This window comes from Streptomyces sp. NPDC014676, from assembly GCF_043084105.1.
Classification (GTDB): Bacteria; Actinomycetota; Actinomycetes; order Streptomycetales; family Streptomycetaceae; genus Streptomyces.
The window spans coordinates 1-23,220 of record NZ_JBIBZI010000005.1 but is presented as its reverse complement, the minus strand read 5'-3'; the positions used below and the strand labels follow the sequence as shown (position 1 = coordinate 23,220).

General features: G+C 72.6%; 24 protein-coding genes. 14 read left to right on the top strand and 10 right to left on the bottom strand.

The genetic code is table 11. The annotated features are described in order from the left end of the window. The first annotated feature begins 54 nt into the window (after positions 1–54). A complete protein-coding gene (locus ACF1DX_RS15545; RefSeq protein WP_391791698.1) occupies positions 55–897 on the top strand; it encodes a polysaccharide deacetylase family protein in 843 nt (280 codons plus the stop codon). 30 nt (positions 898–927) lie between these two features. Here ACF1DX_RS15545 and ACF1DX_RS15540 read toward each other — a convergent pair whose 3' ends face one another. Continuing rightward, positions 928–1,596, bottom strand: coding sequence for a class F sortase (locus tag ACF1DX_RS15540; RefSeq protein WP_391791697.1), 669 nt, complete (start codon positions 1,594–1,596; stop codon positions 928–930). A gap of 333 nt (positions 1,597–1,929) precedes the next feature. On the opposite strand from ACF1DX_RS15540, the gene ACF1DX_RS15535 reads away from it, so the two are divergent. Then, a complete protein-coding gene (locus ACF1DX_RS15535) occupies positions 1,930–2,427 on the top strand; it encodes a hypothetical protein (RefSeq protein ID WP_391791696.1) in 498 nt (165 codons plus the stop codon). A gap of 101 nt (positions 2,428–2,528) precedes the next feature. Here the strand turns inward: ACF1DX_RS15535 and ACF1DX_RS15530 are convergent, their stop codons facing one another. After that, positions 2,529–3,293, bottom strand: a complete 765-nt coding sequence (locus ACF1DX_RS15530; RefSeq protein WP_391791695.1) for a hypothetical protein — start codon at positions 3,291–3,293, stop codon at positions 2,529–2,531. A 36-nt stretch (positions 3,294–3,329) separates the two neighbouring features. Continuing rightward, positions 3,330–3,458, bottom strand: a complete 129-nt coding sequence (locus tag ACF1DX_RS15525; protein WP_383348586.1) for a hypothetical protein — start codon at positions 3,456–3,458, stop codon at positions 3,330–3,332. Between the two features lie 661 nt (positions 3,459–4,119). Here ACF1DX_RS15525 and ACF1DX_RS15520 point away from each other — a divergent pair. The 3 genes from ACF1DX_RS15520 (at position 4,120) to ACF1DX_RS15510 (ending at position 8,336) form a co-directional block, all read left to right on the top strand. After that, complete coding sequence (locus tag ACF1DX_RS15520) at positions 4,120–5,049, top strand: SCO0930 family lipoprotein (protein ID WP_391792130.1); 930 nt, start codon at positions 4,120–4,122, stop codon at positions 5,047–5,049. Between the two features lie 336 nt (positions 5,050–5,385). After that, positions 5,386–6,198, top strand: a complete 813-nt coding sequence (locus ACF1DX_RS15515) for an SAM-dependent methyltransferase (protein ID WP_391791694.1) — start codon at positions 5,386–5,388, stop codon at positions 6,196–6,198. Further along, a complete protein-coding gene (locus ACF1DX_RS15510) occupies positions 6,195–8,336 on the top strand; it encodes a putative bifunctional diguanylate cyclase/phosphodiesterase (RefSeq protein WP_391791693.1) in 2,142 nt (713 codons plus the stop codon). The genes ACF1DX_RS15515 and ACF1DX_RS15510 overlap by 4 nt, the downstream gene beginning before the upstream one ends. A gap of 135 nt (positions 8,337–8,471) precedes the next feature. Here the strand turns inward: ACF1DX_RS15510 and ACF1DX_RS15505 are convergent, their stop codons facing one another. Continuing rightward, entirely contained in the window at positions 8,472–9,329 is an 858-nt protein-coding gene (locus ACF1DX_RS15505; RefSeq protein WP_391791692.1) for a LysR family transcriptional regulator, read from the bottom strand. 165 nt (positions 9,330–9,494) lie between these two features. Between ACF1DX_RS15505 and ACF1DX_RS15500 the strand changes: the two genes are divergently transcribed. Continuing rightward, on the top strand, positions 9,495–10,385 hold the full coding sequence (locus ACF1DX_RS15500) for an NAD(P)H-binding protein (RefSeq protein ID WP_391791691.1): 891 nt from the start codon (positions 9,495–9,497) through the stop codon (positions 10,383–10,385). Between the two features lie 46 nt (positions 10,386–10,431). Here ACF1DX_RS15500 and ACF1DX_RS15495 read toward each other — a convergent pair whose 3' ends face one another. Further along, a complete protein-coding gene (locus ACF1DX_RS15495; protein WP_391791690.1) occupies positions 10,432–11,316 on the bottom strand; it encodes a LysR family transcriptional regulator in 885 nt (294 codons plus the stop codon). 120 nt (positions 11,317–11,436) lie between these two features. Here ACF1DX_RS15495 and ACF1DX_RS15490 point away from each other — a divergent pair, with 120 nt between their 5' ends. The 6 genes from ACF1DX_RS15490 (at position 11,437) to ACF1DX_RS15465 (ending at position 17,728) form a co-directional block, all read left to right on the top strand. Beyond that, positions 11,437–12,108, top strand: a complete 672-nt coding sequence (locus ACF1DX_RS15490) for a succinate dehydrogenase (RefSeq protein ID WP_391791689.1) — start codon at positions 11,437–11,439, stop codon at positions 12,106–12,108. 2 nt (positions 12,109–12,110) lie between these two features. Next, complete coding sequence (locus tag ACF1DX_RS15485; RefSeq protein ID WP_391791688.1) at positions 12,111–14,060, top strand: fumarate reductase/succinate dehydrogenase flavoprotein subunit; 1,950 nt, start codon at positions 12,111–12,113, stop codon at positions 14,058–14,060. Beyond that, complete coding sequence (locus ACF1DX_RS15480; protein ID WP_391791687.1) at positions 14,057–14,806, top strand: succinate dehydrogenase/fumarate reductase iron-sulfur subunit; 750 nt, start codon at positions 14,057–14,059, stop codon at positions 14,804–14,806. The genes ACF1DX_RS15485 and ACF1DX_RS15480 overlap by 4 nt, the downstream gene beginning before the upstream one ends. A 301-nt stretch (positions 14,807–15,107) precedes the next feature. After that, the gene (locus tag ACF1DX_RS15475) at positions 15,108–15,878 is read left to right on the top strand and encodes a GNAT family N-acetyltransferase (protein ID WP_391791686.1); all 771 of its coding nucleotides are present in this window, start codon (positions 15,108–15,110) and stop codon (positions 15,876–15,878) included. Next, positions 15,878–16,678, top strand: a complete 801-nt coding sequence (locus tag ACF1DX_RS15470; RefSeq protein WP_391791685.1) for a lysophospholipid acyltransferase family protein — start codon at positions 15,878–15,880, stop codon at positions 16,676–16,678. Before ACF1DX_RS15475 ends, ACF1DX_RS15470 begins: the two co-directional genes overlap by 1 nt. A 102-nt stretch (positions 16,679–16,780) precedes the next feature. Next, the gene (locus tag ACF1DX_RS15465; RefSeq protein WP_391791684.1) at positions 16,781–17,728 is read left to right on the top strand and encodes a DUF2382 domain-containing protein; all 948 of its coding nucleotides are present in this window, start codon (positions 16,781–16,783) and stop codon (positions 17,726–17,728) included. Between the two features lie 29 nt (positions 17,729–17,757). Here ACF1DX_RS15465 and ACF1DX_RS15460 read toward each other — a convergent pair whose 3' ends face one another. Then, entirely contained in the window at positions 17,758–18,780 is a 1,023-nt protein-coding gene (locus ACF1DX_RS15460) for an LLM class flavin-dependent oxidoreductase (protein WP_391791683.1), read from the bottom strand. Positions 18,781–19,061: 281 nt separating this feature from the next. Between ACF1DX_RS15460 and ACF1DX_RS15455 the strand changes: the two genes are divergently transcribed. Beyond that, positions 19,062–19,553 carry a hypothetical protein gene (locus ACF1DX_RS15455; RefSeq protein WP_391791682.1) on the top strand — a complete coding sequence of 164 codons (492 nt, stop codon included), beginning with the start codon at positions 19,062–19,064 and terminating at the stop codon, positions 19,551–19,553. A 28-nt stretch (positions 19,554–19,581) separates the two neighbouring features. On the opposite strand, the gene ACF1DX_RS15450 is transcribed toward ACF1DX_RS15455, so the two are convergent. After that, positions 19,582–19,797, bottom strand: a complete 216-nt coding sequence (locus tag ACF1DX_RS15450; RefSeq protein ID WP_030864002.1) for a dodecin — start codon at positions 19,795–19,797, stop codon at positions 19,582–19,584. Between the two features lie 187 nt (positions 19,798–19,984). Here ACF1DX_RS15450 and ACF1DX_RS15445 point away from each other — a divergent pair, with 187 nt between their 5' ends. Continuing rightward, a complete protein-coding gene (locus ACF1DX_RS15445; protein ID WP_391791681.1) occupies positions 19,985–21,235 on the top strand; it encodes an extracellular solute-binding protein in 1,251 nt (416 codons plus the stop codon). Positions 21,236–21,263: 28 nt separating this feature from the next. Here the strand turns inward: ACF1DX_RS15445 and egtD are convergent, their stop codons facing one another. From egtD to ACF1DX_RS15430, 3 genes are all read right to left on the bottom strand, one after another. Continuing rightward, positions 21,264–22,226: an L-histidine N(alpha)-methyltransferase gene (egtD, locus tag ACF1DX_RS15440; protein WP_391791680.1), complete on the bottom strand. Its 963-nt coding sequence runs from the start codon at positions 22,224–22,226 to the stop codon at positions 21,264–21,266. Further along, the gene (egtC, locus tag ACF1DX_RS15435) at positions 22,223–22,978 is read right to left on the bottom strand and encodes an ergothioneine biosynthesis protein EgtC (RefSeq protein ID WP_391791679.1); all 756 of its coding nucleotides are present in this window, start codon (positions 22,976–22,978) and stop codon (positions 22,223–22,225) included. The genes egtD and egtC overlap by 4 nt, the downstream gene beginning before the upstream one ends. Continuing rightward, on the bottom strand, positions 22,978–23,220 hold a 243-nt coding region (locus ACF1DX_RS15430; protein WP_391791678.1), incomplete at its 5' end, for an SUMF1/EgtB/PvdO family nonheme iron enzyme. The genes egtC and ACF1DX_RS15430, both read right to left, overlap by 1 nt.

Here is a 23,220-nt window from a genome sequence, read left to right as displayed (position 1 = left end):
GCCGCACCGGTGTCGCCGAGGTGCGTCGGCCCTCCGCGGGGCGACTGATGAGTCATGCAGAAGGATCACTTGCTCACCCGGCGCCGGGCGCTGCTCGCCGGCGCCGTCTCCCTGGGCGCCGCCGGTGTGGCCGCGGCGTTCGTGCCGGGCGCCGGGAACCGTGCCGCCCCCGCGCCGCCACCGCCGGCCGCCGGCGCCCGGGCGGCCCGCCGCCCGCTCAGGCCCTCCGAGTACCGCCTGCGGCCCCTGACCGGCTACGGACCCCCGCACACCCCGCGCGGCAGGACGCCCGTACGGCGCGAACCGCTGCTGGACGTGCCCGGACACGGCCGCACCATGGTGCTGAGCTTCGACGACGGCCCCGACCCCCGCTACACCCCGCACATCCTCGACACCCTGGCCCGGTACGAGGTGCGGGCGATGTTCTTCGTGTGCGGGGAGATGGCGGCCCACAACCGGGACCTGCTGGCCCGGATGGCCGACGAGGGGCACGTGGTCGGCAACCACACCTGGTCCCACCCCCTGCTCACCCGGCTGCGGCGCGCCCGGATCCGCTCCGAGATGGAGCGCACCAGCGACGTCGTCGAGCGGGCATACGGCGAGCGCCCCGAGTGGTTCCGCGCACCCTACGGCGCCTGGAACCGCGCCGCCTTCCAGCTCGGCGCCGAACTGGGCATGGAACCGCTGGCCTGGACGGTCGACACCCTCGACTGGACCGAGCCCGGCACCCGCACCATCGTCGAGCGGGTGGAGGACGGCGCCGCCCCCGGTGTCGTGGTGCTCTCGCACGACGCCGGGGGCGACCGCTCGCAGAGCGTACGGGCCCTGCGCGCCTACCTGCCCGAGCTGCTGGACTCCGGCTACCACGTCACCGTGCCCCGCCGGCAGTACGTCTGAGCGGCCCCGCCCGCCCGGACGCGGGACCGCTCAGCGGACCTCGGCCAGGCGGGCGAAGACGACCACGTTCCCGTCGTAGCCGTTCTGCGGGGAGAAACCGCCGCCACAGGTGATGACCCGCAGTTCCGCCGTCCCCTTGGAGGCGTAGACCCGGTCGCCGGGGAAGTCGTTCTTCGCGAAGACCTCGATGCCGTAGATCTCGAACACGGCGGTCTTCCCGTCCTGGCGGGTGATCTCGACGCGGTTCCCCTTCTTCAGCGCCCCGAGCCCGTAGAACACGGCCGGCCCCTGGGCGTTGTCGACATGGCCGACGACGACCGCCGTGCCCTTCTCGCCCGGTGAGACGGCGCCGGTGAACCAGCCCGCCAGATTGGGGTCCTGGGGCGGCGGCGCGTCCACCCAGCCCTCCGCGTCCAGGCCCACCGGAATGACGGGCGCGTCCACCTGGATGCCCGGGATCACGACCCGGTCCGGGACCGCGTACGGCAGCGGCGGCACCGCGTCGAACGTGACGGTGCCGGGCACCCGGCTGTCGGCGGCGGCCGCGCCGGCCGGCTGCGGCGGTCCCACGTCGAATTCCCCCGAACCGTTCCGGATGAGCGCGAGGCCGGTGAGCAGAACCAGCGCTATCACGCCCCACGGGGCGCGCTTTTTCCGCCGTGCCTCCCATTCGGCTTCGTCCGGCTCGAAAGCAGACATTCGCCTTCCCCTCTCGACACGGCCGTCGCCGTACCACTCGCGCATGGGGAAAACGCTAAATGCCGTGTGCGCGACCGGCGACGGGGCGGCGGCGAACGGGTGGCCCCGGCACCACCGGGTGCGCCATCCGAGGCGGTACCGGACGAAGATTTTCTGACGGTCCGTGACCTGCGGTGATACCCCCTCCCGCGGTTTTCCGCACGGGTTCGCCTCACCGGTACGGACCATTCCCGAAATGCGGGCGTACGCAGGGCAACTGAGGGTCTATCCGGGAGACGCTTTCTCGCCGATCGACCGGGAACGGGACCCGGGGCGTCTTCCGCGGAGGATCACATGCGCAATTCACGTGCCCTGGCGGCCGCCGGCGCCGCGGTCGCCGTCCTCGGACTCGCCGCCCCGGCGGCGGTCGCGGACTCCGGCCGGGTTCCCAACCCGTCCAACATCGTCGTCCTGCCCAGCGTCGTTCCCCGCGGCGGCCAGTTGACCATCACGGTCGACGGCTGCCCCAACGGCGGCACGGCGACCTCCAACGCCTTCCCCCGTACGGATCTGACGCCCATCGGCGGTGCCAACGACACCTCGAAGGGCACCGCCACCGTCGACGCCGACGCCCGTCCCGGTTCCTACGACGTCACGGTGCACTGCTCCGGCCGGAGCCTGACCCGGCCGGCCGCCTTCACCGTCATCGGCGGTGTCCGCGGCGGTATCGGCGGCAGCAGCATCAGCGGGGCGACCCCGACCGACATGGCCATCGGCGGGGCCCTGGTGGCCGCAGCGGTCGCCGGCAGCGGTGTCTTCTGGATGCGCCGCCGCGCCGAGAAGCGGATCTGAGCCGCTGTCCGCCCCGGGCCACCGCTCCGCACGGGTTCGCACGCCGCTCGCCCCGGATCCCGCGGGATCCGGGGCGGCGCTCCGCTCTCCCGCGGGCGGTCTCAGCCCTCGATGTGCGGGAAGAGCCGCAGGAACGGGTCCGCCGACGCGGCGAGGCCCCGGCCGAAGGGCGCGTCGAAGTCCCAGATGAGGAAGAGCAGGAAGGCGATCAGCGCCGAGAACAGCCCGGCGAGGACCATCTCCCGGGTGGTGCGCCGGATCTGCAGCGCGAAGATCATCCCGATGGTGACGGCGGCCCCGGTGATCAGCCCGAACCACACCACGCCCGGCATGGTCTCCCCGGTCGACTCGGCCCGCGCGCTGCGCGCCTGGTCGGCGGCGGCCACCTGGTCCACGAGGGGCTGGTAGGCCTGCGCCTCGAAGTCCGTCCGCGGCTCGTAGTCGGTGACGTCCCGGCGGACCCGGTCGAGGAGTTCGGTGCCGCGCCCGGTGACCTGTCCGTCGTCGGCCATGGCCCGCCACTCGGTGGTGACGACGTGTCCGACATAGGCGTTGACATCGTCCCGGATGCGGTCACGCACCTCGGCGGGGTAGACCCGTACCCGTTCCGAGATCTCGTGCAGGGCCACCGCCTCCGCCCGTACGTGCTCCTGGGCGGCGCCGCGTCCCTCCCAGACGCCGGCGATGGCGAGACCCAGGACGATGGCGTACACCACGCCGATCCACATCGTCATGTACTCGATGACGTCCGGGGTCTCGCTGGGGTCCTCGTCGTCGGCCGCCCTGCGGTGCCGTACGAGGGTGATGACCACCACGACGACACAGGCGGCGAGCATCGCGAGGGTGAGAACAAGCCATTCCGACAAGAGGTGCCTCCAGAAAGGGGTCGGGCCGGTCCGGCCTCAGCGCGGACGCAGCGCGGCGATCGCGACCACCGCGGGAACCGTGATGAGCAGGACGAAGGTGAGCGGTGACGTGGCACCGCCGGAGGGCCGCCGGACCGGGGCCGCGCGGTATCGCGGGTAGTGCACGGGCGTCACGGACGGACGCGGCTTCGGCGTGGCCGACGGCGTCGGTGTCGGGGACGGCGGCGGTGGGGGCGGCGGGCGGAGCGGGTGCGGCGGCGGGGTGGGAGCCGGCGTCGGACGGGCGGCGGGCGGTGCCGGACGGGCGGCCGGCGGGGGCGGCGGCGCGGGTTTCGGGGTCGGGCGGGGTTTTGGCGGCGGGGTGGTCGGCGGGGGCGGCGGCTTCGGAGAGGGCGTGGGCGTAGGAGTGGGTGTGGGCGTAGGTGTGGGTGTGGGGGGCGGCGGCGGTGGTGAGCAGAACGGGGGGTCCGTCCAGGTGACGTGTCCCGCGACCGCCACCGCCTCCGTGCCGCCCGGCCCCGTCGAGGCGTACGCGCAGGCGTCGGCCGCGGCCGTGCCGGGTGCGCCGACGAGCGCCCAGATCAGCGTCGTCACGGCCAACGCGCGTGCGGTGGCGCGGGATTGGGTCGGTACGAGTGCTTGCACGACGAAGATCATGAATCGTGAACCGCCGGGCCGCGCCCGGGATCCCGGTGATTGCCCCGAAGGAGTTAACAAAAGAAATCCGGGCCACCGTTGAACACGACCCGTGCCTCCATGCGTACCCATCGTCGAGCGGCGGCACAGCAGGGCGCTGCACGACCCTTGCGATGATGTGGAGTTGACGATGAAGACCTCCTGGCGGACCGCCTCACTGGTGGCGAGCGCCGCGGCGGTGCTGGCCCTGACCGCGGCGTGCGGTCAGGACACCGCGCCGCCCGCCACCAGCCAGAACGTGGGTGCCACGGCCGGGGCCGGGGACGTCGGCGCCATCGGCGCCGGCCAGGCGGGCGGCGGTGCCCAGGCGTCGGCGAGCCCCTCCGGCACGGCGGGCGAGCTGAACGTCTCCACCGACGCCGAACTGGGCAAGGTGGTGACCGACAGCCTCGGTCTGACCCTGTACCGCTTCGACCAGGACACCGCCGAGCCGCCCGCCTCCAACTGCGAGGACGACTGCGCCAAGACCTGGCCGCCGGTGCCCGCCGACGACGCCACGGCCGGCGAGGGCATCGACGAGGCGCTGCTCGGATCGGTCGACCGGGCCGACGGCACCAAGCAGCTCACCGTCGCCGGCTGGCCGGTCTACCGCTACGTCAAGGACGTCAACGCCGGCGACGTCAAGGGCCAGGGCGTGGGCGGCAAGTGGTTCGCGCTGACCCCCGAGGGCAAGAAGGCGCAGGCGGCCGACCTGCCCGGTCTGTCCACGCGCGAGGACCCGAAGCTGGGCGAGATCGTCGTCGACAAGAACGGCATGACCGTCTACCGCTTCATGAAGGACGAGGCCTGGCCGAAACCCGTGTCGGCCTGCACCGGCGCCTGCCTGGAGAAGTGGCCGGTGGTGTCGCCGGTCGACTTCGAGGACACCAAGGGCATCCAGAAGAAGGGGTACATGACCTTCACCCGCCCGGACGGCGCCGACCAGCAGACGATCAACTGCTGGCCCATCTACACCTTCGCCGGTGACAAGGCTCCCGGTGACACCAACGGTCAGGGCGTCGGCGGTACCTGGTACGCCGTACGGCCCGACGGAAAGCCGGTCGGCGCGTCGGAGAAGTAGCAACCTCCCCCAAGGGTGTCGTCCGCTCCGGACGCCGCCGGCCCCGTGTCCGCCCCTTCGCAGCCCGCGGAGGGGCGGACCGTCGTGCCGTGACGCACCGGCACCCGTGGAATGACCGGAATCCTTCTCCTTCTTCTCCGCGTACTTCCCGGTGTGCCGGAACTCTCCGGAACGCCGCGGGTACCCGTCGTCACGCTCTCGTGGGGGCGTCGAACAGGCACGTGCCACTGGCAGTGACCGGGAACGGATGGTCAATTTCCGTTTGGGGTCGCTCCTTTGGCGGGCGATCAGTAGCCTCTGGTCGAACACCGGATCGCCTACGCCTTGGAGAGCTACATGGAGCGTCCCGCCTGGGCCCCGCGGAGCATCGACATCTCGGTGCCCAGCGTCTCCCGGATGTACGACTACTACCTGGGCGGTTCGCACAACTTCGAGGTCGACCGGGAAGCGGCCCGCAGGGCCATGGAGTTCATGCCGGGCCTGCCCAAGATCATGCAGGCGAACCGTGCCTTCATGCGGCGGGCGGTGCGTTTCGCGGCCGGTGAGGGCATCACCCAGTTCCTGGACATCGGTTCCGGCGTCCCGACGTTCGGCAACGTCCACGAGGTGGCGCGGGCGGCCGTACCGGACGCCCGCGTGATGTACGTCGACCACGACCCGGTGGCCGTGGCGCACAGCCAGGCCGTTCTGGCGGGCGACGACGGCGCGGGCGTCGTCGCCGCGGACCTCCGCAAGCCGCGGGAGATCCTCGACAGCCCCGAAGTGCTGCGGTTGATCGACCTGAATCGGCCAGTGGCGCTCCTTCTCGTTGCCATACTGCACTTCGTGGAAGACGCGGACGACCCGTACGCGGCGGTGGCCGAACTGCGCCAGGCCCTCGCGCCCGGCAGCATGCTCGTGCTCACCCACGCCTCGTACGAGGGAATCCCGCTGCCGGCGGAGCGGGCCGAGGGGGCGGTGGACGTGTACCAGGACATTCGCAACCCGCTGATCATGCGCACGCGCGACGAGATCGCGCGGTTCTTCGAGGGGTACGACATGGTGGAACCCGGACTGGTGCCGATGCCGCAGTGGCGGCCGGACACCGCACCGGAGGACGAGGATCCCTACGCGTTCTCCGGTTTCGCGGGCGTGGGGCGTACGGCGTGAGCGCGGAGCCGGACGGGCCGGAGGACAGACTGCGCCGGTTCGCGACGATCTGGAGCCGGGCGGTCTTCCCGGTGACCTCGACGTCGTCGACCCGCCCGGAGTTCGAGGAGCGGCTGCTGCCGCTGGCCCGGCTGCTGAGCGAGGCGCTGCGGGCCCGGTCGTTCGACGCGGACGCGGGCCGGGCGGCCGGTGCCGCGCTGGTGGAGGCGCACTGCACCGACCCGGAGGCGCTCAGCCGGACCCTGGACTGCGTGGACGCCTATCTCGTCCTGTACTGCGGCGGGGACGGCGACCGGGAGGGCCTGCTGGCGCGCTCCGCGAGGCTCCAGCACGCCATGGCCGCCGGGTTCGCGCAGGCGCTGCGCGAGCGGACGCTGGCCGAGCAGGAGGCCGTCGCGCGGGCCGCGCTGGAGGCCCAGGGCGTGGTGGCGCAGGCGCTGCACGCCACCGAGGCCCGGTTCCGGGCGGTGTTCGAGGGCGCGGCCATAGGGATCGGCATCGCCGACCTGGAGGGCAACATCCTCCAGGTCAACGGCGCGCTGCGGCGCATGTTCGGCCTGTCCGAGCAGGCGCTGCGCAGCCGCAAGGTCAAGGAGTGGGTCCACCCCGACGACGCCCCGCAGACCTGGCGGCTCTACGACGAGCTGGTGAGCGGTGAACGCGAGCACTACCACCTCGAAAAGGCGTTCTACCGCCCGGACGGAACGGTCCTGTGGACCAATCTGACGGTGTCCCTGCTGCGGGACGCCGACGGCGACCCGCAGTACCAGCTCGCCCTCATGGAGGACACCACCGAGCGGCGGCTGCTCAACCTCCGGCTGCGGTACGAGGCCACCCACGACGCGCTGACCGGGCTGCCCAACCGGGCGTTCTTCTTCGAGCGGCTGGAGAAGGCGCTCGGCGCCGGCGAGGGCCAGCGGTTCGGGCTGTGCTACCTCGACCTGGACGGCTTCAAGACCGTCAACGACAGCCTCGGGCACGCGGCCGGCGACCGGCTGCTCGTCGAGGTCGCCGACCGGCTGCAGGCCTGCGCCACCGCGTCCGGCGAGATGGTGGCCCGGCTCGGCGGCGACGAGTTCGTGGCGCTGACCACCGGCCCCGACACCGAGCGCACCGTCGACGAGCTCGCCGCCCGCATCATGAACGCGCTGCTCGCCCCGATCAGCGTGGACGGCCGGGAGCTGACCGTGCGCGGCAGCATCGGCGTCGTCGAGGGACCGGCCGGGGAACGCAGCGCGGCGGAGGTGCTGCGCAGCGCCGACATCACCATGTACCGGGCCAAGTCGGCGGGCGGCAACCGGTTCGAACTCGCCGACCCGGAGGCGGACGCCCGCGCCATCACCCGGCACGGGCTCACCACGGCGCTGCCGACGGCCCTGGACCGGGGCGAGTTCTTCATCGAGTACCAGCCGCTGGTGCACCTCGGTGACGGCAGTGTGCGGGGTGCGGAGGCGCTGGTGCGCTGGCTGCACCCGCAGCACGGGGTACTGTCCCCGGACCGGTTCATCCCGCTCGCCGAGCACACGGGGCTGATCGTTCCGCTGGGCCGCTGGGTGCTGGAGCAGTCGGTGCGCCAGGCCCGTGAGTGGCGGGACCGGCACGGGGGTGAGGCGCTCGGCCCGCTGCGCATCAACGTGAACCTGTCGCCCTGCCAGCTCACGCATCCCGGGCTGGTCCAGGACACGGTGGAGATCCTGGAGCGGTCGGGGATGACGCCGGACGCGCTGTGCCTGGAGGTGACCGAATCGGCGCTGATCGGCGCGGACGACGACCTGCTGAAGCCGCTGCGCCGGCTGGCGGAGATGGGCGTCGACATCGCGCTGGACGACTTCGGCACCGGCTACTCCAACCTGGCCAACCTGCGCCGGCTCCCGGTGAGCGTCCTGAAGCTGGACCGTTCCTTCACCCAGAGCATGCAGCGGTTCCCGGCCGACCCCGTCGACCTGAAGATCGTCGAGGGGATCGTCTCCCTGGCCCACAGCCTCGACCTCGCGGTCACGGTGGAGGGCGTGGAGACGGGGGCGCAGGCCGAGCAGTTGCGCATCCTCGGCTGTGACACGGCGCAGGGCTGGTACTACGCCCGGCCGGGGCCGCCGGACCGTCTCCACGAGCTGGCCCTCGTCGACGCGACGGGCTAGCCGCCCGGCGGCTCGGGGAGCGCGGGTCGTGCGGTGGCCGCGGGCCGGTGGCGGCCGGCCGCGCCCACGCGGCGGAGCCGTACGGGTGCCGGTTCCGCGCTCCTGAGGGGCGTGTCCCTCACGCACGGAGAACGATCAGGTGGGAACGGCGGAGGAAGCAGCCTCGGTGCGGGCGGCGTCGGCCACCGCCGTCGCCGCGCGCACCAGTGCCGCGGTCGCCGTCGAACGGGACCGCTGCGGCCAGGCGAGGTCGAGGACGACGGGCGGTGCGTCCAAGACCGGCCGGTAGGCGACGCCCGGCCGCGGATAGCGGGCGGCGAGTGAGGCGGGGAGCAGGGTGACGGCCTCCCCGAGCCCGATGACCGCGAGCAGTTGGGCCAGGTCCTGCAGGCCCCGGCGGGTCTCGTCGATGTGCCGGTCCAGGGTGTCCGGGCCGAGGCCGAGGTCGGCGAGTTCCAGACGGTCGCGGGCGGCGAGCGGGTGGGACGAGGCGAGGACGGCGAGGCGTGGTTCGACGGCCAGGGTCTCGGTGTCGAGGCCGGTGCGGTCGAAGGGCGCGTGGACCAGGGCCGCGTCCGCCTCACCGGAGCGCAGCAGCCGCGGCTGTTCCTGCCAGCCGCACAGCCGGACGGTGACGGGCACGGACCCGGGCTCGGACGCGTAACGCTCCAGGATCGGCTCCAGCAGGCCGGCGTCCCCGTCCGCCTTCACGGCCAGGATCAGCTTCGGCCGCTGTGCCGCGCGCTGGGCCCGCCGTCCGGCGGCCTGCAGGGCGTCCAGCGCGATCCGGGCCTCATCGAGCAGCACGTCCCCGGCCGGGGTCCGCGTGACGCGGTGGGTGGTCCGCTCGAACAGGGTGACGCCCAGCTCGGCCTCCAGCCGGCGGATGGCCCGGGACAGGGGCGGCGGGGAGATGCCGAGTCGTTCGGCGGCGCGGGCGAAGTTCAGTTCCTCGGCGACCGCGACGAAGTACTGCAGGGAACGGGAGTCCACGTTCCGCCCTTCCGTCGGTATTGCCTTCAGGGTAATGACCGGGAGCCGATCGGTCCTTCAGTTCCGGTGGCCCCGGGCACAGGATGAACGTGCGCGCCCGGCACCCGTCCGGGACGGGCTCTCCCGCCGGCGCGATCCTCGCATCCCTTGTGAACCGGAGCTTTCGTGATCGTCATCACCACCCCCACCGGCCGGATCGGCCGGCAGGTCCTCGACCACGTCCTCGACGCCACCGACGGGAGGACCCCGGTCCGCGTGATCGCCCGCGACCCCGGCCGCCTCACCCCCGGGGTGCGCGAGCGGGCCGAGGTGTTCCAGGGCTCGCACGCCGACCCCGACGTCCTCGGCGCGGCGTGCGCCGGTGCCGACCGCGTGTTCTGGCTGGTGCCGCCCGCGCCCGGTGCCGGCAGCGTCGAGGGCCACTTCCGTGACTTCTCCCTGCCGTTGTGCGAGGTGATCGGCCGGCAGGGCGTCGAACGGGTCGTCGCCGTGTCCACCGTGGGGCGCGGCGTCGCGAAGAACGCCGGGCAGGTGTCCGCCTCGCTGGCCATGGACGACCGGATCGCGGCCACCGGCGTGCACTACCGGGCGGTGTGTCCGCCGTTCCTGATGGAGAACCTGCTCGGCCAGGCGGAGGCCCTGCGTTCCTCGGGCGAGTCCTCCATGCCCCTGACCGTGGACCGGGTCCTGCGCACCTGTGCCACCGGCGACATCGCGGCGACGGCCGCCCGGCTGCTGCTCGACGGCTCCTGGACCGGCCGGGCGGACGTCCCGGTGGTCGGGCCCGACGACCTCACCCCCGAGGGCATGGCACGGGTCGTCTCCGATGTGCTGGGCCGTGCGGTGCGGGTGCGGCGGATCACCCCCGAGGACTACCGGGCCGGGGCCCTGCGCTTCGGAGCGAGCGAGGCCATGGCCCAAGGCCTGGCGGACATGGCGGCGGCCATGGACGAGCAGGGCTTCTACGGGCCCACCGAACCCAGCACACCCGACACCGCGCCCACGGGTTTCCGCCAGTGGTGCGAGACGGTGCTCAGGCCGGCCGTGCTCTCTTGAGGCCGGGTGCGCGCCCGGGCCCGCGCCGGGTCCGGGCGCGGTTCGCTCACCGCTCCAGCAGCATCCGCTGCAGCTCGCGGGCCGCCCGAGGCGGGGCCACGTCGCTGCGGTGGGCCAGGGCGATGGTGCGGTACAGGCCCGGACGGGCCAGCGGAGTGACGCGCAGTCCGTGGCCGGAGCGAGCCGCTACCATCCTCGGCACCACCGCCACCCCGAGCCCCGCCCGTACGAAGCCCAGCACCGCGTCCATCTCCCCGCCCTCCACCGCGAACTCCGGCTCGAAACCCTCCGCCCGGCACGCCGCCACCGTCAGCTCCCGCAGGTCGTAGCCGTGCCGGAACATCACCAGGCGTTCGCCCTCCAGATCGGCGATGCGCACGGTGCGCCGGCCCCGTCCCGGCCGCGGGACGTCCGGGGAGGAGACGACCACCAGGTCCTCGCGCAGCAGCTCCACCGTGGTCAGCGCGGGGGAGGGGGTCGGCAGCGGCAGGACCACCAGAGCCAGGTCCAGCGCCCCGCGGGCCAGCTCCCGCACCAGGTCGTGGGAGCCACCCTCCTCGATCAGCAGCCGGACGCCCGGGTAGCGGTCGTGGAAGGCGCGCAGCACGTCCGGCAGCAGTCCGGTGCACAGGCTCGGTGTCGCGCCCAGCCGCACCCGCCCGCTGCGCAGCTGCGCCACCTCCTGCACCTCGTGCCGGGCGGTGTCCGCGTCGGCGAGGATCCGCCGGGCCAGCGGCAGCAGCGCCTCGCCCGCGTCGGTCAGCGTGATGTTCCCGCGCGCCCGCCGGAACAGGTCCGCCCCCAGCTCCCGCTCCAGCGCCTTGATCTGCTGCGACAGTGACGGCTGCGCGACGTGGACCAGCTCCGCGGCCCGGGTGAAGTGCCGGGTCTCGGCGACGGCCACGAAGTACTGGAGCTGCTGGAACTGCACGACCCCATCATAGGCTTGCCCTATCGAAACGAGCCGCACCATGTCTTGGACCGATGGGGCCTTCCGGCCCTAGCGTCTGGTGACATGGCTCTGGCAACGCGGACGGACCGACGGCCGTCCATGGCACGCACCGTGTGGGACTCGACCGTCGGCAAGAAGACAGTGATGGCGGTCAGCGGCATCGTCATGCTGCTGTACCTGGTCGCCCACATGATCGGGAACCTGAAGATCTTCTTCGGAGCCGGCGAGTTCAACCACTACGCCCACTGGCTGCGCACCGTCGGCGAACCGTTCATGCACTACGAGTGGACGCTGTGGATCATCCGCGTCGTCCTCGTCGTCGCCGTGATCGCCCACGCCGTCTCCGCCTACCAGCTCAGCCGCCGCGACATCAAGGCGCGCCCCAGCAAGTACGTGCACAGGAAGGCGCGGGCGAGCTACGCCACGCGCACCATGCGCTGGGGCGGCGTCATCCTCGCCCTGTTCATCGTCTGGCACCTCCTCGACCTGACCACCGGCACCGTGCACTCCGGCGGCTTCGAGACCGGCAAGCCCTACCAGAACGTCGTGGACACCTTCTCCACCTGGTACGGCAACGTCATCTACATCGTCGCGATGCTCGCCGTCGGCCTGCACATCCGGCACGGCTTCTGGAGCGCCGCCCAGACCCTCGGCGTCGGCAGCCGCACCCGCGACCGCGCCCTCAAGACCACCGCCAATGCCCTCGCGCTGCTGCTCACGGCCGGCTTCCTCGCCGTACCCGTGGGCGTGATGACCGGAGTGGTGAGCTGACCATGACTTCCTACACCGAGTACGCGACCGGCGAGCCGGTCACCGACACCAAGGCCCCCGCGGGACCGGTCCACGAGCGCTGGGACAAGCGCCGCTTCGAGGCCAAGCTGGTCAACCCCGCCAACCGGCGCGGCAAGACCGTCATCGTCGTCGGCACCGGTCTCGCGGGCGGCTCGGCCGGCGCCACCCTCGCCGAACAGGGCTACCGCGTCGTCCAGTTCTGCTACCAGGATTCCCCGCGCCGCGCCCACTCCATCGCCGCGCAGGGAGGCATCAACGCGGCGAAGAACTACCGCAACGACGGCGACTCGGTCCACCGGCTGTTCTACGACACCGTCAAGGGCGGCGACTTCCGCTCCCGCGAGTCCAACGTCCACCGCCTCGCGCAGATCTCCGTCGAGATCATCGACCAGTGCGTCGCCCAGGGCGTGCCCTTCGCCCGCGAGTACGGCGGACTGCTCGACACCCGCTCCTTCGGCGGCGTCCAGGTCTCCCGCACCTTCTACGCCCGCGGCCAGACGGGCCAGCAACTGCTCCTCGGCGCCTACCAGGCGCTCAGCCGGCAGATCGCGGCCGGCAACATCGAGATGCACCCGCGCACCGAGATGCTCGACCTGATCGTCGTCGACGGGCGGGCCCGCGGCATCGTCGCCCGGGACCTGATCACCGGGAAGATCGACACGTACTTCGCGGACGCCGTCGTCCTCGCCAGCGGCGGCTACGGCAACGTCTTCTACCTGTCGACGAACGCCATGAACTCCAACGCCACCGCGATCTGGCGGGCGCACCGGCGCGGCGCCTACTTCGCCAACCCCTGTTTCACCCAGATCCACCCCACCTGCATCCCGCGCACCGGCGACCACCAGTCCAAGCTGACGCTGATGAGCGAGTCGCTGCGCAACGACGGCCGGATCTGGGTGCCGAAGACCAAGGGCGACGACCGGCCGCCGAGCGAGATCCCCGAGGACGAGCGCGACTACTACCTGGAGCGCGTCTACCCCTCCTTCGGCAACCTCGTCCCCCGCGACATCGCCTCCCGCGCCGCGAAGAACGTCTGCGACGAGGGCAGGGGAGTGGGCCCCGGCGGCCAGGGCGTCTACCTCGACTTCGCCGACGCCATCAAGCGGATGGGACGCAAGGCCGTCGAGGCCAAGTACGGCAACCTCTTCGACATGTACCAGCGGATCACCGACGAGGATCCGTACGAGGTGCCCATGCGGATCTACCCCGCCGTGCACTACACGATGGGCGGACTGTGGGTCGACTACGACCTCCAGACCACCGTCCCCGGCCTGTTCGCGATCGGCGAGGCCAACTTCTCCGACCACGGCGCCAACCGGCTCGGCGCCTCCGCGCTGATGCAGGGCCTGGCCGACGGCTACTTCGTCCTCCCGGCCACCGTCAACGACTACCTGGCCCGCACCCCGCACCAGGACGAGGTCACCGACGAACACCCGGTGGTGCAGGAGGTGCTGGCCGAGACCGAGGACCGGCTGAACCTGCTGCTGTCCGTGGACGGCGACCGCACCCCCGACTCCTTCCACCGGGAACTCGGCGAACTCATGTGGGAGTTCTGCGGCATGGCCCGCACCGACTCCGGGCTGCGCAAGGCGCTGGAGCGGATCCCGCAGATCCGCGAGGAGTTCTGGCGGCGCGTCAAGGTCCCCGGCACCGGCGAGGAGTTCAACCAGTCCCTCGAGAAGGCCAACCGCATCGTCGACTACCTGGAGCTCGCCGAGCTGATGTGCCTCGACGCGCTGCACCGCTCCGAGTCCTGCGGCGGCCACTTCCGCGAGGAGTCGCAGACCCCCGACGGCGAGGCCGCGCGCCGGGACGAGGAGTTCTCCTACGCCGCCGCCTGGGAGTTCACCGGCACCGGCGAGGCTCCGGTCCTGCACAAGGAAGACCTGGTCTTCGAGTACGTCCACCCCACCCAGCGGAGCTACGCATGAGGCTCAACCTGCGCGTCTGGCGGCAGAAGAACGCCGACGCCGACGGCGCCATGTCCACGTACGAGGTGGACGGCATCTCACCCGACATGTCCTTCCTGGAGATGCTCGACACCCTCAACGAGGAGCTCATCCTCAAGGGCGAGGACCCGGTCGCCTTCGACCACGACTGCCGCGAGGGCATCTGCGGGGCCTGCTCCCTCGTCATCAACGGCGACGCCCACGGGCCCGAGCGCACCACCACCTGCCAGCTGCACATGCGGTCCTTCAAGGACGGCGACACCATCGACGTCGAGCCGTGGCGGGCGTCCGCCTTCCCGGTCGTGAAGGACCTGGTGGTCGACCGGTCCGCCTTCGACCGGATCATCCAGGCCGGCGGCTACATCACGGCGCCGACCGGCTCCGCTCCCGAGGCCCATGCGACGCCTGTGCCGAAGCCGGACGCGGACCTCGCCTTCGAGCACGCGGAGTGCATCGGGTGCGGGGCGTGTGTGGCGGCCTGCCCCAACGGTGCGGCGATGCTCTTCACCTCCGCGAAGATCAATCACCTCAATGTGCTGCCCCAGGGGGCGCCCGAGCGGGAGACCAGGGTGCTGGACATGGTGGCGCAGATGGACGAGGAGGGGTTCGGGGGGTGCACCCTGGCCGGGGAGTGCGCGACCGCTTGTCCGAAGGGGATTCCGCTGACCTCCATCACGGGGATGAACAAGGAATGGCTGCGGGCCACGCGCAAGGTGAGCAAGCGGTAGCGCCGTGCGGCGGCAGGCTGTCGCCCGGCCGCGGGCCGTCCGCGGCCTGTCGCGCCCACGTGGCTGAGCCGCACATCGATACAGCCCCGCGCCCCTTCGGGGCGCCGCACTGAACGTTCGCCGAAAGGTGCGGACGGACGGGGCCGGGAGAGGTGCTCCTCCCGGCCCCGTCTCGCTTTCCGCTCCGGTCATTCAGCATCTCCACATCCGCGCTCCCGGCTCCGGACACGTACACGCCAACCCCGGTCGGGAGAACAGGGGTGTCCCCGCCCCCGCTCCGGCGCGTGATCAGGAGAGAGCCATGACCGGCGTACTGACCGTCGACCACCCCCCGCGGCCCGCCGCCCCCACCCGCTACACCGTCACCCTCGCCCGCGACGAGGAGGACGTGCGTGCCGCCCAGCGGCTGCGGTACGACGTCTTCGCGGGGGAGATGGGCGCCCTGCTGGCCACCCCGCAGCCGGGGCTGGACGTCGACCCCTTCGACGCCTACTGCGACCACCTGCTCGTGCGCGAGGAGGTCAGCGGCCAGGTCGTCGGCACCTACCGGCTGCTGCCGCCGGAGCGCTCCGGGATCGCCGGGCGGCTGTACGCGGAGGCCGAGTTCGACCTGTCGGGACTCGACGCGATACGGCCGTCCCTCGTCGAGGTCGGCCGCTCCTGTGTGCACCCCGACCACCGCGACGGCGCGGTCATCGGACTCATCTGGGCCGGTATCGCCCGCTACATGACCGACCGCGGCCACGCCTGGCTGGCCGGCTGCTGCTCCGTCCCGCTGGCCGACGGAGGCGCGCTCGCCTCCGCCACCTGGGACCGGGTGCGGGCGGGGCACCTCGCACCCGAGGAGTACCGGGTGCGCCCGCTGCTGCCCTGGCTGCCGAGCACCTCGGCACCCGCCGCGCCCTCCGAGCTGCCGGCCCTGCTGCGCGGCTACCTCCGGCTCGGCGCCTGGGTCTGCGGCGAGCCCGCGCACGACGTGGACTTCGGTGTCGCCGACCTCTACGTGCTGCTGCCGATGAACCGGGTCAACCCCCGCTACCTGCGGCACTTCCTCTCCCTCGTCCCCGCCTGATGAGCGTCTGGCTGCCGAGCGCGCCCTGCACCCCGCGGGGCTGTGTGGAACCGACGGCGTCCGCGGCGGCCGTACCGCCGGCGGTGCTGCGGCTGGCGGCGGTGGGCCTGCTGGTCCTCGCCGGGATCGTGCTGCTCCCGCTCGGGCGGTGGATCCCGGACGGCGTGGTGCGCCGGTGGTGCCGGTGGATCGTACGGGCCGCAGGGGTCCGGGTCCGTATCGCCGGGGCCGCCGTGCCCACGGGCGGACTGCTGCTCGTCGCCAACCACATCTCCTGGCTGGACGTGCCGCTGCTCGCGGCGGTCCGTCCGGCCAGGATGCTGGCCAAGGCGGAGGTGCGGCGCTGGCCCGTGGCGGGGGCGCTGGCGGCGCGCGGCGGCGTGCTGTTCATCGACCGTGACCGGCTGCGCGCCCTGCCGGACACGGTCGCCGCGCTCGCCGGGGTCCTGCGCGGCGGCGCGGCGGTCGCGGCGTTCCCGGAGGGCAGTACCTGGTGCGGCCCGGCCCGGGGGCACTTCCGCCGCGCGGTCTTCCAGGCGGCGCTGGACGCCCGGGTGCCGGTGCAGCCGGTGCGCATCCGCTACCGGAGCGCGTGCGGAACCCCGGCCACCGCACCGGCCTTCGTCGGTGACGACACGCTCCTCGCCTCGCTGTGGCGCGTGGCGTCGGCCCGCGGCGTGGTCGCGGAGGTCGAGGTGCGGGCTCCCGTCCCGCCGGGGAGCCACCTCGACCGCCGGGCCCTGGCCCGCGCGGCGCAGCCGGAGGCGGCCGCGGGACACGAGAGCGGTCACCGCGGGTGAGCACTGTGGAAAATTAAGTACCTTTTATTCCTTTTATGCCGTTTTCTGTAGTTGATCCGGGAGAACCGGGAGAGGCGACCTTCGAAAGGAGGGTGATGGAAGATGATCACCCGCGAAGAGATCTCGATCCTGCTGGATCATCCCGTCTACGACGGGGACGGGAACAAGGTAGGCGACGCGAAGCACGTCTTCCTCGACGACGCCAGCGGACGCCCCGAGTGGGTGACCGTCAAAACGGGCATGTTCGGTTCCAACGAGTCGTTCGTCCCCATCCGTGACGCCGCCCTGGTGAAGGACCACCTCGAGGTCCCCTACCGCAAGGACAAGATCAAGGACGCGCCCAACGTCGACATCGACGCGGGCGGCCACCTGTCGGTGGAAGAGGAACACCGTCTGTACGACTACTACGGCATCGACTGGGGCTCCGTGCTGACCGAGCCCGGCGAACGCGACCGGTCCCCCGGCATGGGCACGGCCGGTACGGCGGGAGCCGCCGGAGCGGCCGGTACGGCGGGCGCCGCCGGTGCGGCGGGCACGACCGGACGCCGGGGTGACACCTCCCGCACGGCACCGGGCGCGGCCGGAACCGCGGGCACCGCGGGCCGCCGGGGCGAAGCCCGGACCCGGGGACCCGGCGACGACGCCATGACCCGCTCCGAGGAGCGGATGCACGTCGGCGTCGAGCGGCATCAGACCGGACGGGCCAGGCTGCGCAAGTACGTGGTCACGGAGGAGGTCCAGCAGACCGTGCCGGTGCGCCACGAGGAAGTCCGCGTGGAGCGCGAGCCGATCACGGACGCCAACCGCGGCGAGGCCATGTCGGGCCCGGCCTTCAAGGAGGACGAGCACGAGGTCACGCTGTACGAGGAGCGCCCGGTCGTGGAGACCGAGGCGGTGCCGGTCGAGCGGGTCCGGATGACCACGGAGGAGAAGACCGCTGACGAGACCGTCCGCGGCCGGGTCCGCAAGGAGCGCATCGAGGCCGAGACGGAGATGGACGAGGAGTCCGGCCGCCGTGGCCGTGACGTCCCCAAGCGAGGCCGCGAGTAGTCCGCACCCCCTGACGCGCCGGTGTCGCCTCACCGGCGCGTCGCCGTGCCGCCGTCCAGCCCGGCGATCGCGGCGAGCCGCCGGTAGGAGTCCAGCAGCGCCTCACGGTCGTGGGTGCTGGTGGTGACGAGCACCTCCTGCGCGCCCGTCTCCTCCAGGACCGCCTCCAGTCGGTGCGCCACCTCGTCCTCGGTGCCGGCCAACTGGCCGCTGAGCCCCGACTCGTAGAAGCCGCGCTCCTTGGCGCTCAGGGAGAGCGCCTCGACGCGCTCGGCGGGCGGCAGCGGCGGAAAGCTGCCGTGGGTCCGGGAGTACGCCATCGACCAGGCCTCCGGGACCAGCAGCCGTCGGGCCTCCTCGGGGGTACCGGCCACCGCGACCGTGCCGGAGACGACCACGTACGGCTCGCTCGCCCACGGAGAAGGGCGGAACCGGTCGCGGTAGTGGTCGATGCCGCGTCGCATCCTGTCCCGGTCGCGGAGGTCGCCGATGACCATCGGCAGGCCCGCGCGGGCCGCGATCGTGGCGCCCTCGCCCATGGCGAGCACGAACGGCGGCACGGTCAGACCCTCGGCGGGCCGGGCGTGCACCCCGGTGGGAGAGGTGCCCCGGAACCAGCCGAGCAGCTCGTCGAGCTGGGCCGCGAAGTCCTCCGCGTCGTCCTTGCCGCGCCCCAGCGCCCTGCGCACCCCGTCGGTGAAGCCGACCGACCGGCCCAGGCCCATGTCGACGCGGCCCGGGAACAGCGATTCCAGCACCCCGAACTGCTCGGCCACCACCAGCGGCCGGTGGTTGGGCAGCATCACCCCGCCGGTGCCGACGCGGATGGTCCGGGTCGCCCCGGCGACGGCGGCGGCCAGCACGGTCGGCGCCGAACCGGCGACCCCCGGTACCCCGTGGTGTTCGGCGACCCAGAACCGGTGGTAGCCGAGCCGCTCCACCTCCCGCGCCAGGCCGACGGTGTCCCGCAGCGCCTCGGGGCCGGTGTGCCCCTCACGGATGCGGGAGCGGTCGAGGACGGAGAAGCGGGCCGAGCGGATCACGGAACTCATACCGGGTTCAACACCCGGTGGCCCCCAGGATTCCGCACGCCCCGCGTCCAGGGGGTGTCATTTGGATCTTGTCGGGGTCGCGGGGGTCTGGTGCCGCACCTCGCCGCGTTGTCGTCGGTTGCCAGGGCTCCGCCCTGGCGCCCTCCTCCGCCTTGCGATGCTCCCCCACTGCCTGAAGGGCGTGGGAGGTGCCCCCACCACCAGACCCCGCTCGACTCGGCTATGAGGCACCGCTCACTGGAGCCGACCTGATCCAAACGACACCCCCTAGGCTGGGCGGTGTGACCGACCGCGACGAACGGCCGCTGGCCGTGTTCGACCTCGACAACACCCTCGCCGACACCGCGCACCGGCAGCGCTTCCTGGAGCGCAGGCCCCGCGACTGGGACGCCTTCTTCGCCGCCGCGCCGCAGGACCCCCCGCTCGCCGAGGGCATCGCGCTGGTCCACGAGAGCGCGCGGGAGTGCGAGATCGTCTACCTCACCGGGCGCCCCGAGCGCTGCCGGCGCGACACGCTGGACTGGCTCGCCGCCCAGGAACTGCCCGAGGGGGACGTGCACATGCGCGGCGACGCCGACCGCCGGCCGGCCCGCCACACCAAGCTGGCGATCCTGCGCCGCCTCGCCCGCACCCGGGACGTCCGCGTGCTCGTGGACGACGACGAACTGGTCTGCCTGGACGCCCGGCGGGCCGGCTTCACCGTCGTACAGGCCCGCTGGACGGCCCCGTCCGGCGAGCTGAAGGACGCGCAGGAGCGCGAAGGACGGACCTGACCCCGTCCGTCCGGACCCCGGCTCGGGCTCAGTCCGTCCCCTCCAGCCGGAAGCCGACCTTCAGCCCCACCTGCCAGTGCGCGACCTGCCCGTTCTCGATCTGGCCGCGCACCTGGGTCACCTCGAACCAGTCCAGATTGCGCAGGGTCTGCGAAGCGCGTTCGATGCCGTTGCGTACGGCCTGGTCGACACCGTCGGGTGAGGTGCCGACGATCTCCGTGACCCGGTAGGTGTGATTCGACATGCACGTGCTCCTCTCGCCTCATTCCACCGTGCCCCACACCGCGGCGGAGCGCGAGACGGCGGCCCCGTTCGCCTGACGGCCTTGACCTGAGCATTGGTCCATACCAAGATGCTGAGGACCCGCCCGAGCCCCGCTCGCCCCCCACGCCGGGACCCGCCCTGTCCGTCAGACAGAAACAGGACCCTTCGTGAAACGCCGTCTGCTCGCCCTTGTCTGTGTGTCCGCCTCCCTGCTCGGCGGCTGTGGACTGATGCCCGGCGACGCCGAACGGAGCACGGTCACCGTGTGGTTGATGCGGCACAGCGCCTCGCAGGAGTACCTGGACCGCTTCACGGAGGAGTTCGAGCGCGAGCACCCCGGACTCGACCTCGACATCCGCATCCAGGAATGGACCGGCATCGGCGAGAAGGTGCAGAAGGCGCTGAAGACGGGCGAGGAGGACGGCCCCGACGTCATCGAGGTCGGCAACACCCAGGTCGCCACGTACGCGGAGGGCGACGGACTGCTCGACCTCACCCTGGAGTCCATGCGCGACTGGGGCCGCGACGACTGGCTGCCCGGCCTCGCCGAACCCGGCCAGTGGGGCTCCCAGCAGTACGGCATCCCCTGGTACGCGGCCAACCGTGTCGTCATCTACCGCAAGGACCTCTTCCGGCAGGCCGGCGTCACCGCCCCGCCGAAGACCCGCGACGAGTGGCTCACCCTCACCGAGAAGCTCGACACCGGCGGCGACCAGGGCATCTACCTCGCCGGACAGGACTGGTACACGCTCGCGGGCTTCATCTGGGAGGAGGGCGGAGACCTCGCCAAGGAGCGGGACGGCGTCTGGCGCGGCGCGCTGGACAGTCCGGAGGCGCTGCGCGGCATGGACTTCTACCGCCGGCTCCAGGCCCTCGGCGACGGACCGGCCGACGCCGACGAGGAACACCCGCCGCAGGCGGGCGTGTTCGCCGAGGGCGAGGTCGCCCAGATCGTGGCCGTACCGGGACTGGCGAGCGCCATCCTCAAGCAGAACCCGGAACTCGAGGGAGAGCTGGGCTACTTCCCCGTCCCCGGCAGGACCGCCGGCAAGCCCGGTGCCGTCTTCACCGGTGGCTCCGACCTCGTGATCCCGGCCAAGACCGACAACCGGGAGGGCGCCGTCGAGGTCGTCGCCGCGCTCACCGGCGCCCAGTGGAACACCGACCTGGCCCGCACGATGAACTACGTCCCCAACAAGGCCGGACTCGCCGGTTCGGTGAAGGGGGAGGAGGGGGTCGCGGCCATGGCGGCCGGAGCCGCACAGGGCCGGGCGACCCCCGGCACCCCCCGGTGGAGCGCGGTCGAGGCGGACAACCCGATCAAGGAGTACATGACCGAGGTGCTCACCGGGTCCGACCCGGCCGCCGAGGCCGGGCGCGCCGCGCGCCGCATCACCGAGGCACTGGCCTTCGACTAGGACGACGCGCGGCCCGGCACCGCTCCCGTCAGCGTGCGACGCTCAGGGACAGCGCGAACCGCGCCTCCCCGTCCGTCCACCACCGGGCCGGCTCCAGCCCGGCGGCCGCCAGTTCCTCCCGCACTCCGTCCCGGCGGAACTTCGCCGACACCTCGGTGCGCAGTTCCTCGCCCGCCGCGAAGTCCACGGCGAGTCCCAGTGAGGGGATCTTCACCGTCTGCGTGGTACGGGAGCGCAGCCGCATCTCGATCCACTCGTGCCCGGCGTCCCACAGCGCCACATGGTCGAAGGTGTCCGGGTCGAAGTCGGCGCCCAGCTCCCGGTTGATGACGGTCAGGACGTTCTTGTTGAACGCGGCCGTCACACCGGCCGCGTCGTCGTACGCCCGGACCAGCACCCGCTCGTCCTTCACCAGGTCCGTGCCCAGCAGCAGGGCGTCGCCCGGGGCGAGCAGGGCGCGGACGGAGGCGAGGAACGCGGCGCGCTCGGCCGGCAGCAGATTGCCGATGGTGCCGCCGAGGAACGCCACCAGCCGCGGCCCCGGCGTGTCGGGCAGGGCCGGCAGGGCGGTGAAGTCGGCGATCAGCGCGTGCACGTCCAGCCCCGGCCGCTCGGCGGCCAGCGCCCGCCCGGCCAGGGTGAGGGCGCTCTCGCTGACGTCGACGGGGACATAGGCGCGCAGCCCGGTCAGGGCGTCGATCAGGTGCCGTGTCTTCTCCGAGGAGCCGGAGCCCAGCTCGACCAGGGTGCGGGCTCCGGACGCCGCGGCGATCTCACCGGCGCGGGCGCGCAGGATCTCGCGTTCGGCGCGGGTCGGGTAGTACTCGGGCAGCGCGGTGATCTCCTCGAAGAGTTCACTGCCCCGCGCGTCGTAGAACCACTTGGGCGGCAGCGTCTTGGGGCTGCCGGTCAGGCCCTCGCGGACGTCGGCGCGCAGGGCCGCGTCGGTGGTGTCCTCGGGCAGGGTGCGGGTGACATGGAACGGACTCACGTGAGGGGCTCCTTGAGCGGGGTCAGCAGGACGTCCGTACGGCTCGCCGCGAGCAGGGTGCGGTCGGGGACCTCGCGCCAGTGCGGATCGTCGTCGTAGGGCTCGGAGGCCACGACGGTTCCGCCGCCGGCCCGGGTGAGGTACCACAGCGTGTCGCCCCAGGCGGTCGCCGTGACGGTGTCGCCGTTGGTGAGCAGCAGGTTCAGCCGCGAGCCGGGGGCCGCCGCGGCGACCTCCAGGACCGTGTCGGCCAGCGCCTGCCCCTCCTCGTCACCGGCCCGCAGCCGGGCCAGCACCAGCGCCCACACGAAGGCGGAGTCGTTGCGGGCCTCCAGCGACAGCACGTCCTCGGCGGACAGGGACGCCACCAGCGGCGCGAGCGACCCCGGCCAGCCCGGCACCGCCCCGTTGTGGCTGAACAGCCAGGTCCCGGCCGCGAACGGCGCCGCCGCGGCCTCCGCGTCCGCGCCCGACAGGGTCGCGTCCCGTACGGCCGCGAGCAGCGCCCGGGTCCGTACGACACGGGCGAGATCCGCGAACGACAGGTCCGCCCACACCGGTCCGGCCCGCCGGTACCTGGCCGGCACCGGATCGCCCTCCGCGTACCAGCCCACGCCGAAGCCGTCGGCGTTGACCGTGCCGTAACGCTGCCGCCGGGGCGCCCAGGACTGCCGGTACAGCCCGTGCGGCGGCTTCACGAGCAACTCGCCCAGCGGCTCCGCGGGCCCCACGTACGCCACGTGACGGCACATCAGACGTCCTCCGAACGCGCCGTGCGGAACCCGGAGAAGATCTGCCGCCGGACGGGCAGGTCCCAGTTGCGGAACGTGCCCCGGCAGGCCACCGCGTCCACGGCGAACGAACCGCCGCGCAGCACCTTGTGCTCCGGCCCGAAGAACACCTCCGAGTACTCCTTGTACGGGAACGCCCTGAACCCCGGGTAGGGCAGGAAGTCGCTCGCCGTCCACTCCCACACGTCGCCGATCAACTGCCG

Bases quoted from the DNA above. Each gene is read 5' to 3' on its own strand.
- ACF1DX_RS15545 (WP_391791698.1), top strand. From the start codon at position 55: ATGCAGAAGGATCACTTGCTCACCCGGCGCCGGGCGCTGCTCGCCGGC.
- ACF1DX_RS15540 (WP_391791697.1), bottom strand. From the start codon at position 1,596: ATGTCTGCTTTCGAGCCGGACGAAGCCGAATGGGAGGCACGGCGGAAA.
- ACF1DX_RS15535 (WP_391791696.1), top strand. From the start codon at position 1,930: ATGCGCAATTCACGTGCCCTGGCGGCCGCCGGCGCCGCGGTCGCCGTC.
- ACF1DX_RS15520 (WP_391792130.1), top strand. From the start codon at position 4,120: ATGAAGACCTCCTGGCGGACCGCCTCACTGGTGGCGAGCGCCGCGGCG.
- ACF1DX_RS15515 (WP_391791694.1), top strand. From the start codon at position 5,386: ATGGAGCGTCCCGCCTGGGCCCCGCGGAGCATCGACATCTCGGTGCCC.
- ACF1DX_RS15490 (WP_391791689.1), top strand. From the start codon at position 11,437: ATGGCACGCACCGTGTGGGACTCGACCGTCGGCAAGAAGACAGTGATG.
- ACF1DX_RS15485 (WP_391791688.1), top strand. From the start codon at position 12,111: ATGACTTCCTACACCGAGTACGCGACCGGCGAGCCGGTCACCGACACC.
- ACF1DX_RS15480 (WP_391791687.1), top strand. From the start codon at position 14,057: ATGAGGCTCAACCTGCGCGTCTGGCGGCAGAAGAACGCCGACGCCGAC.
- ACF1DX_RS15475 (WP_391791686.1), top strand. From the start codon at position 15,108: ATGACCGGCGTACTGACCGTCGACCACCCCCCGCGGCCCGCCGCCCCC.
- ACF1DX_RS15470 (WP_391791685.1), top strand. From the start codon at position 15,878: ATGAGCGTCTGGCTGCCGAGCGCGCCCTGCACCCCGCGGGGCTGTGTG.
- ACF1DX_RS15465 (WP_391791684.1), top strand. From the start codon at position 16,781: ATGATCACCCGCGAAGAGATCTCGATCCTGCTGGATCATCCCGTCTAC.
- ACF1DX_RS15460 (WP_391791683.1), bottom strand. From the start codon at position 18,780: ATGAGTTCCGTGATCCGCTCGGCCCGCTTCTCCGTCCTCGACCGCTCC.
- ACF1DX_RS15450 (WP_030864002.1), bottom strand. From the start codon at position 19,797: ATGTCGAATCACACCTACCGGGTCACGGAGATCGTCGGCACCTCACCC.
- egtC (WP_391791679.1), bottom strand. From the start codon at position 22,978: ATGTGCCGTCACGTGGCGTACGTGGGGCCCGCGGAGCCGCTGGGCGAG.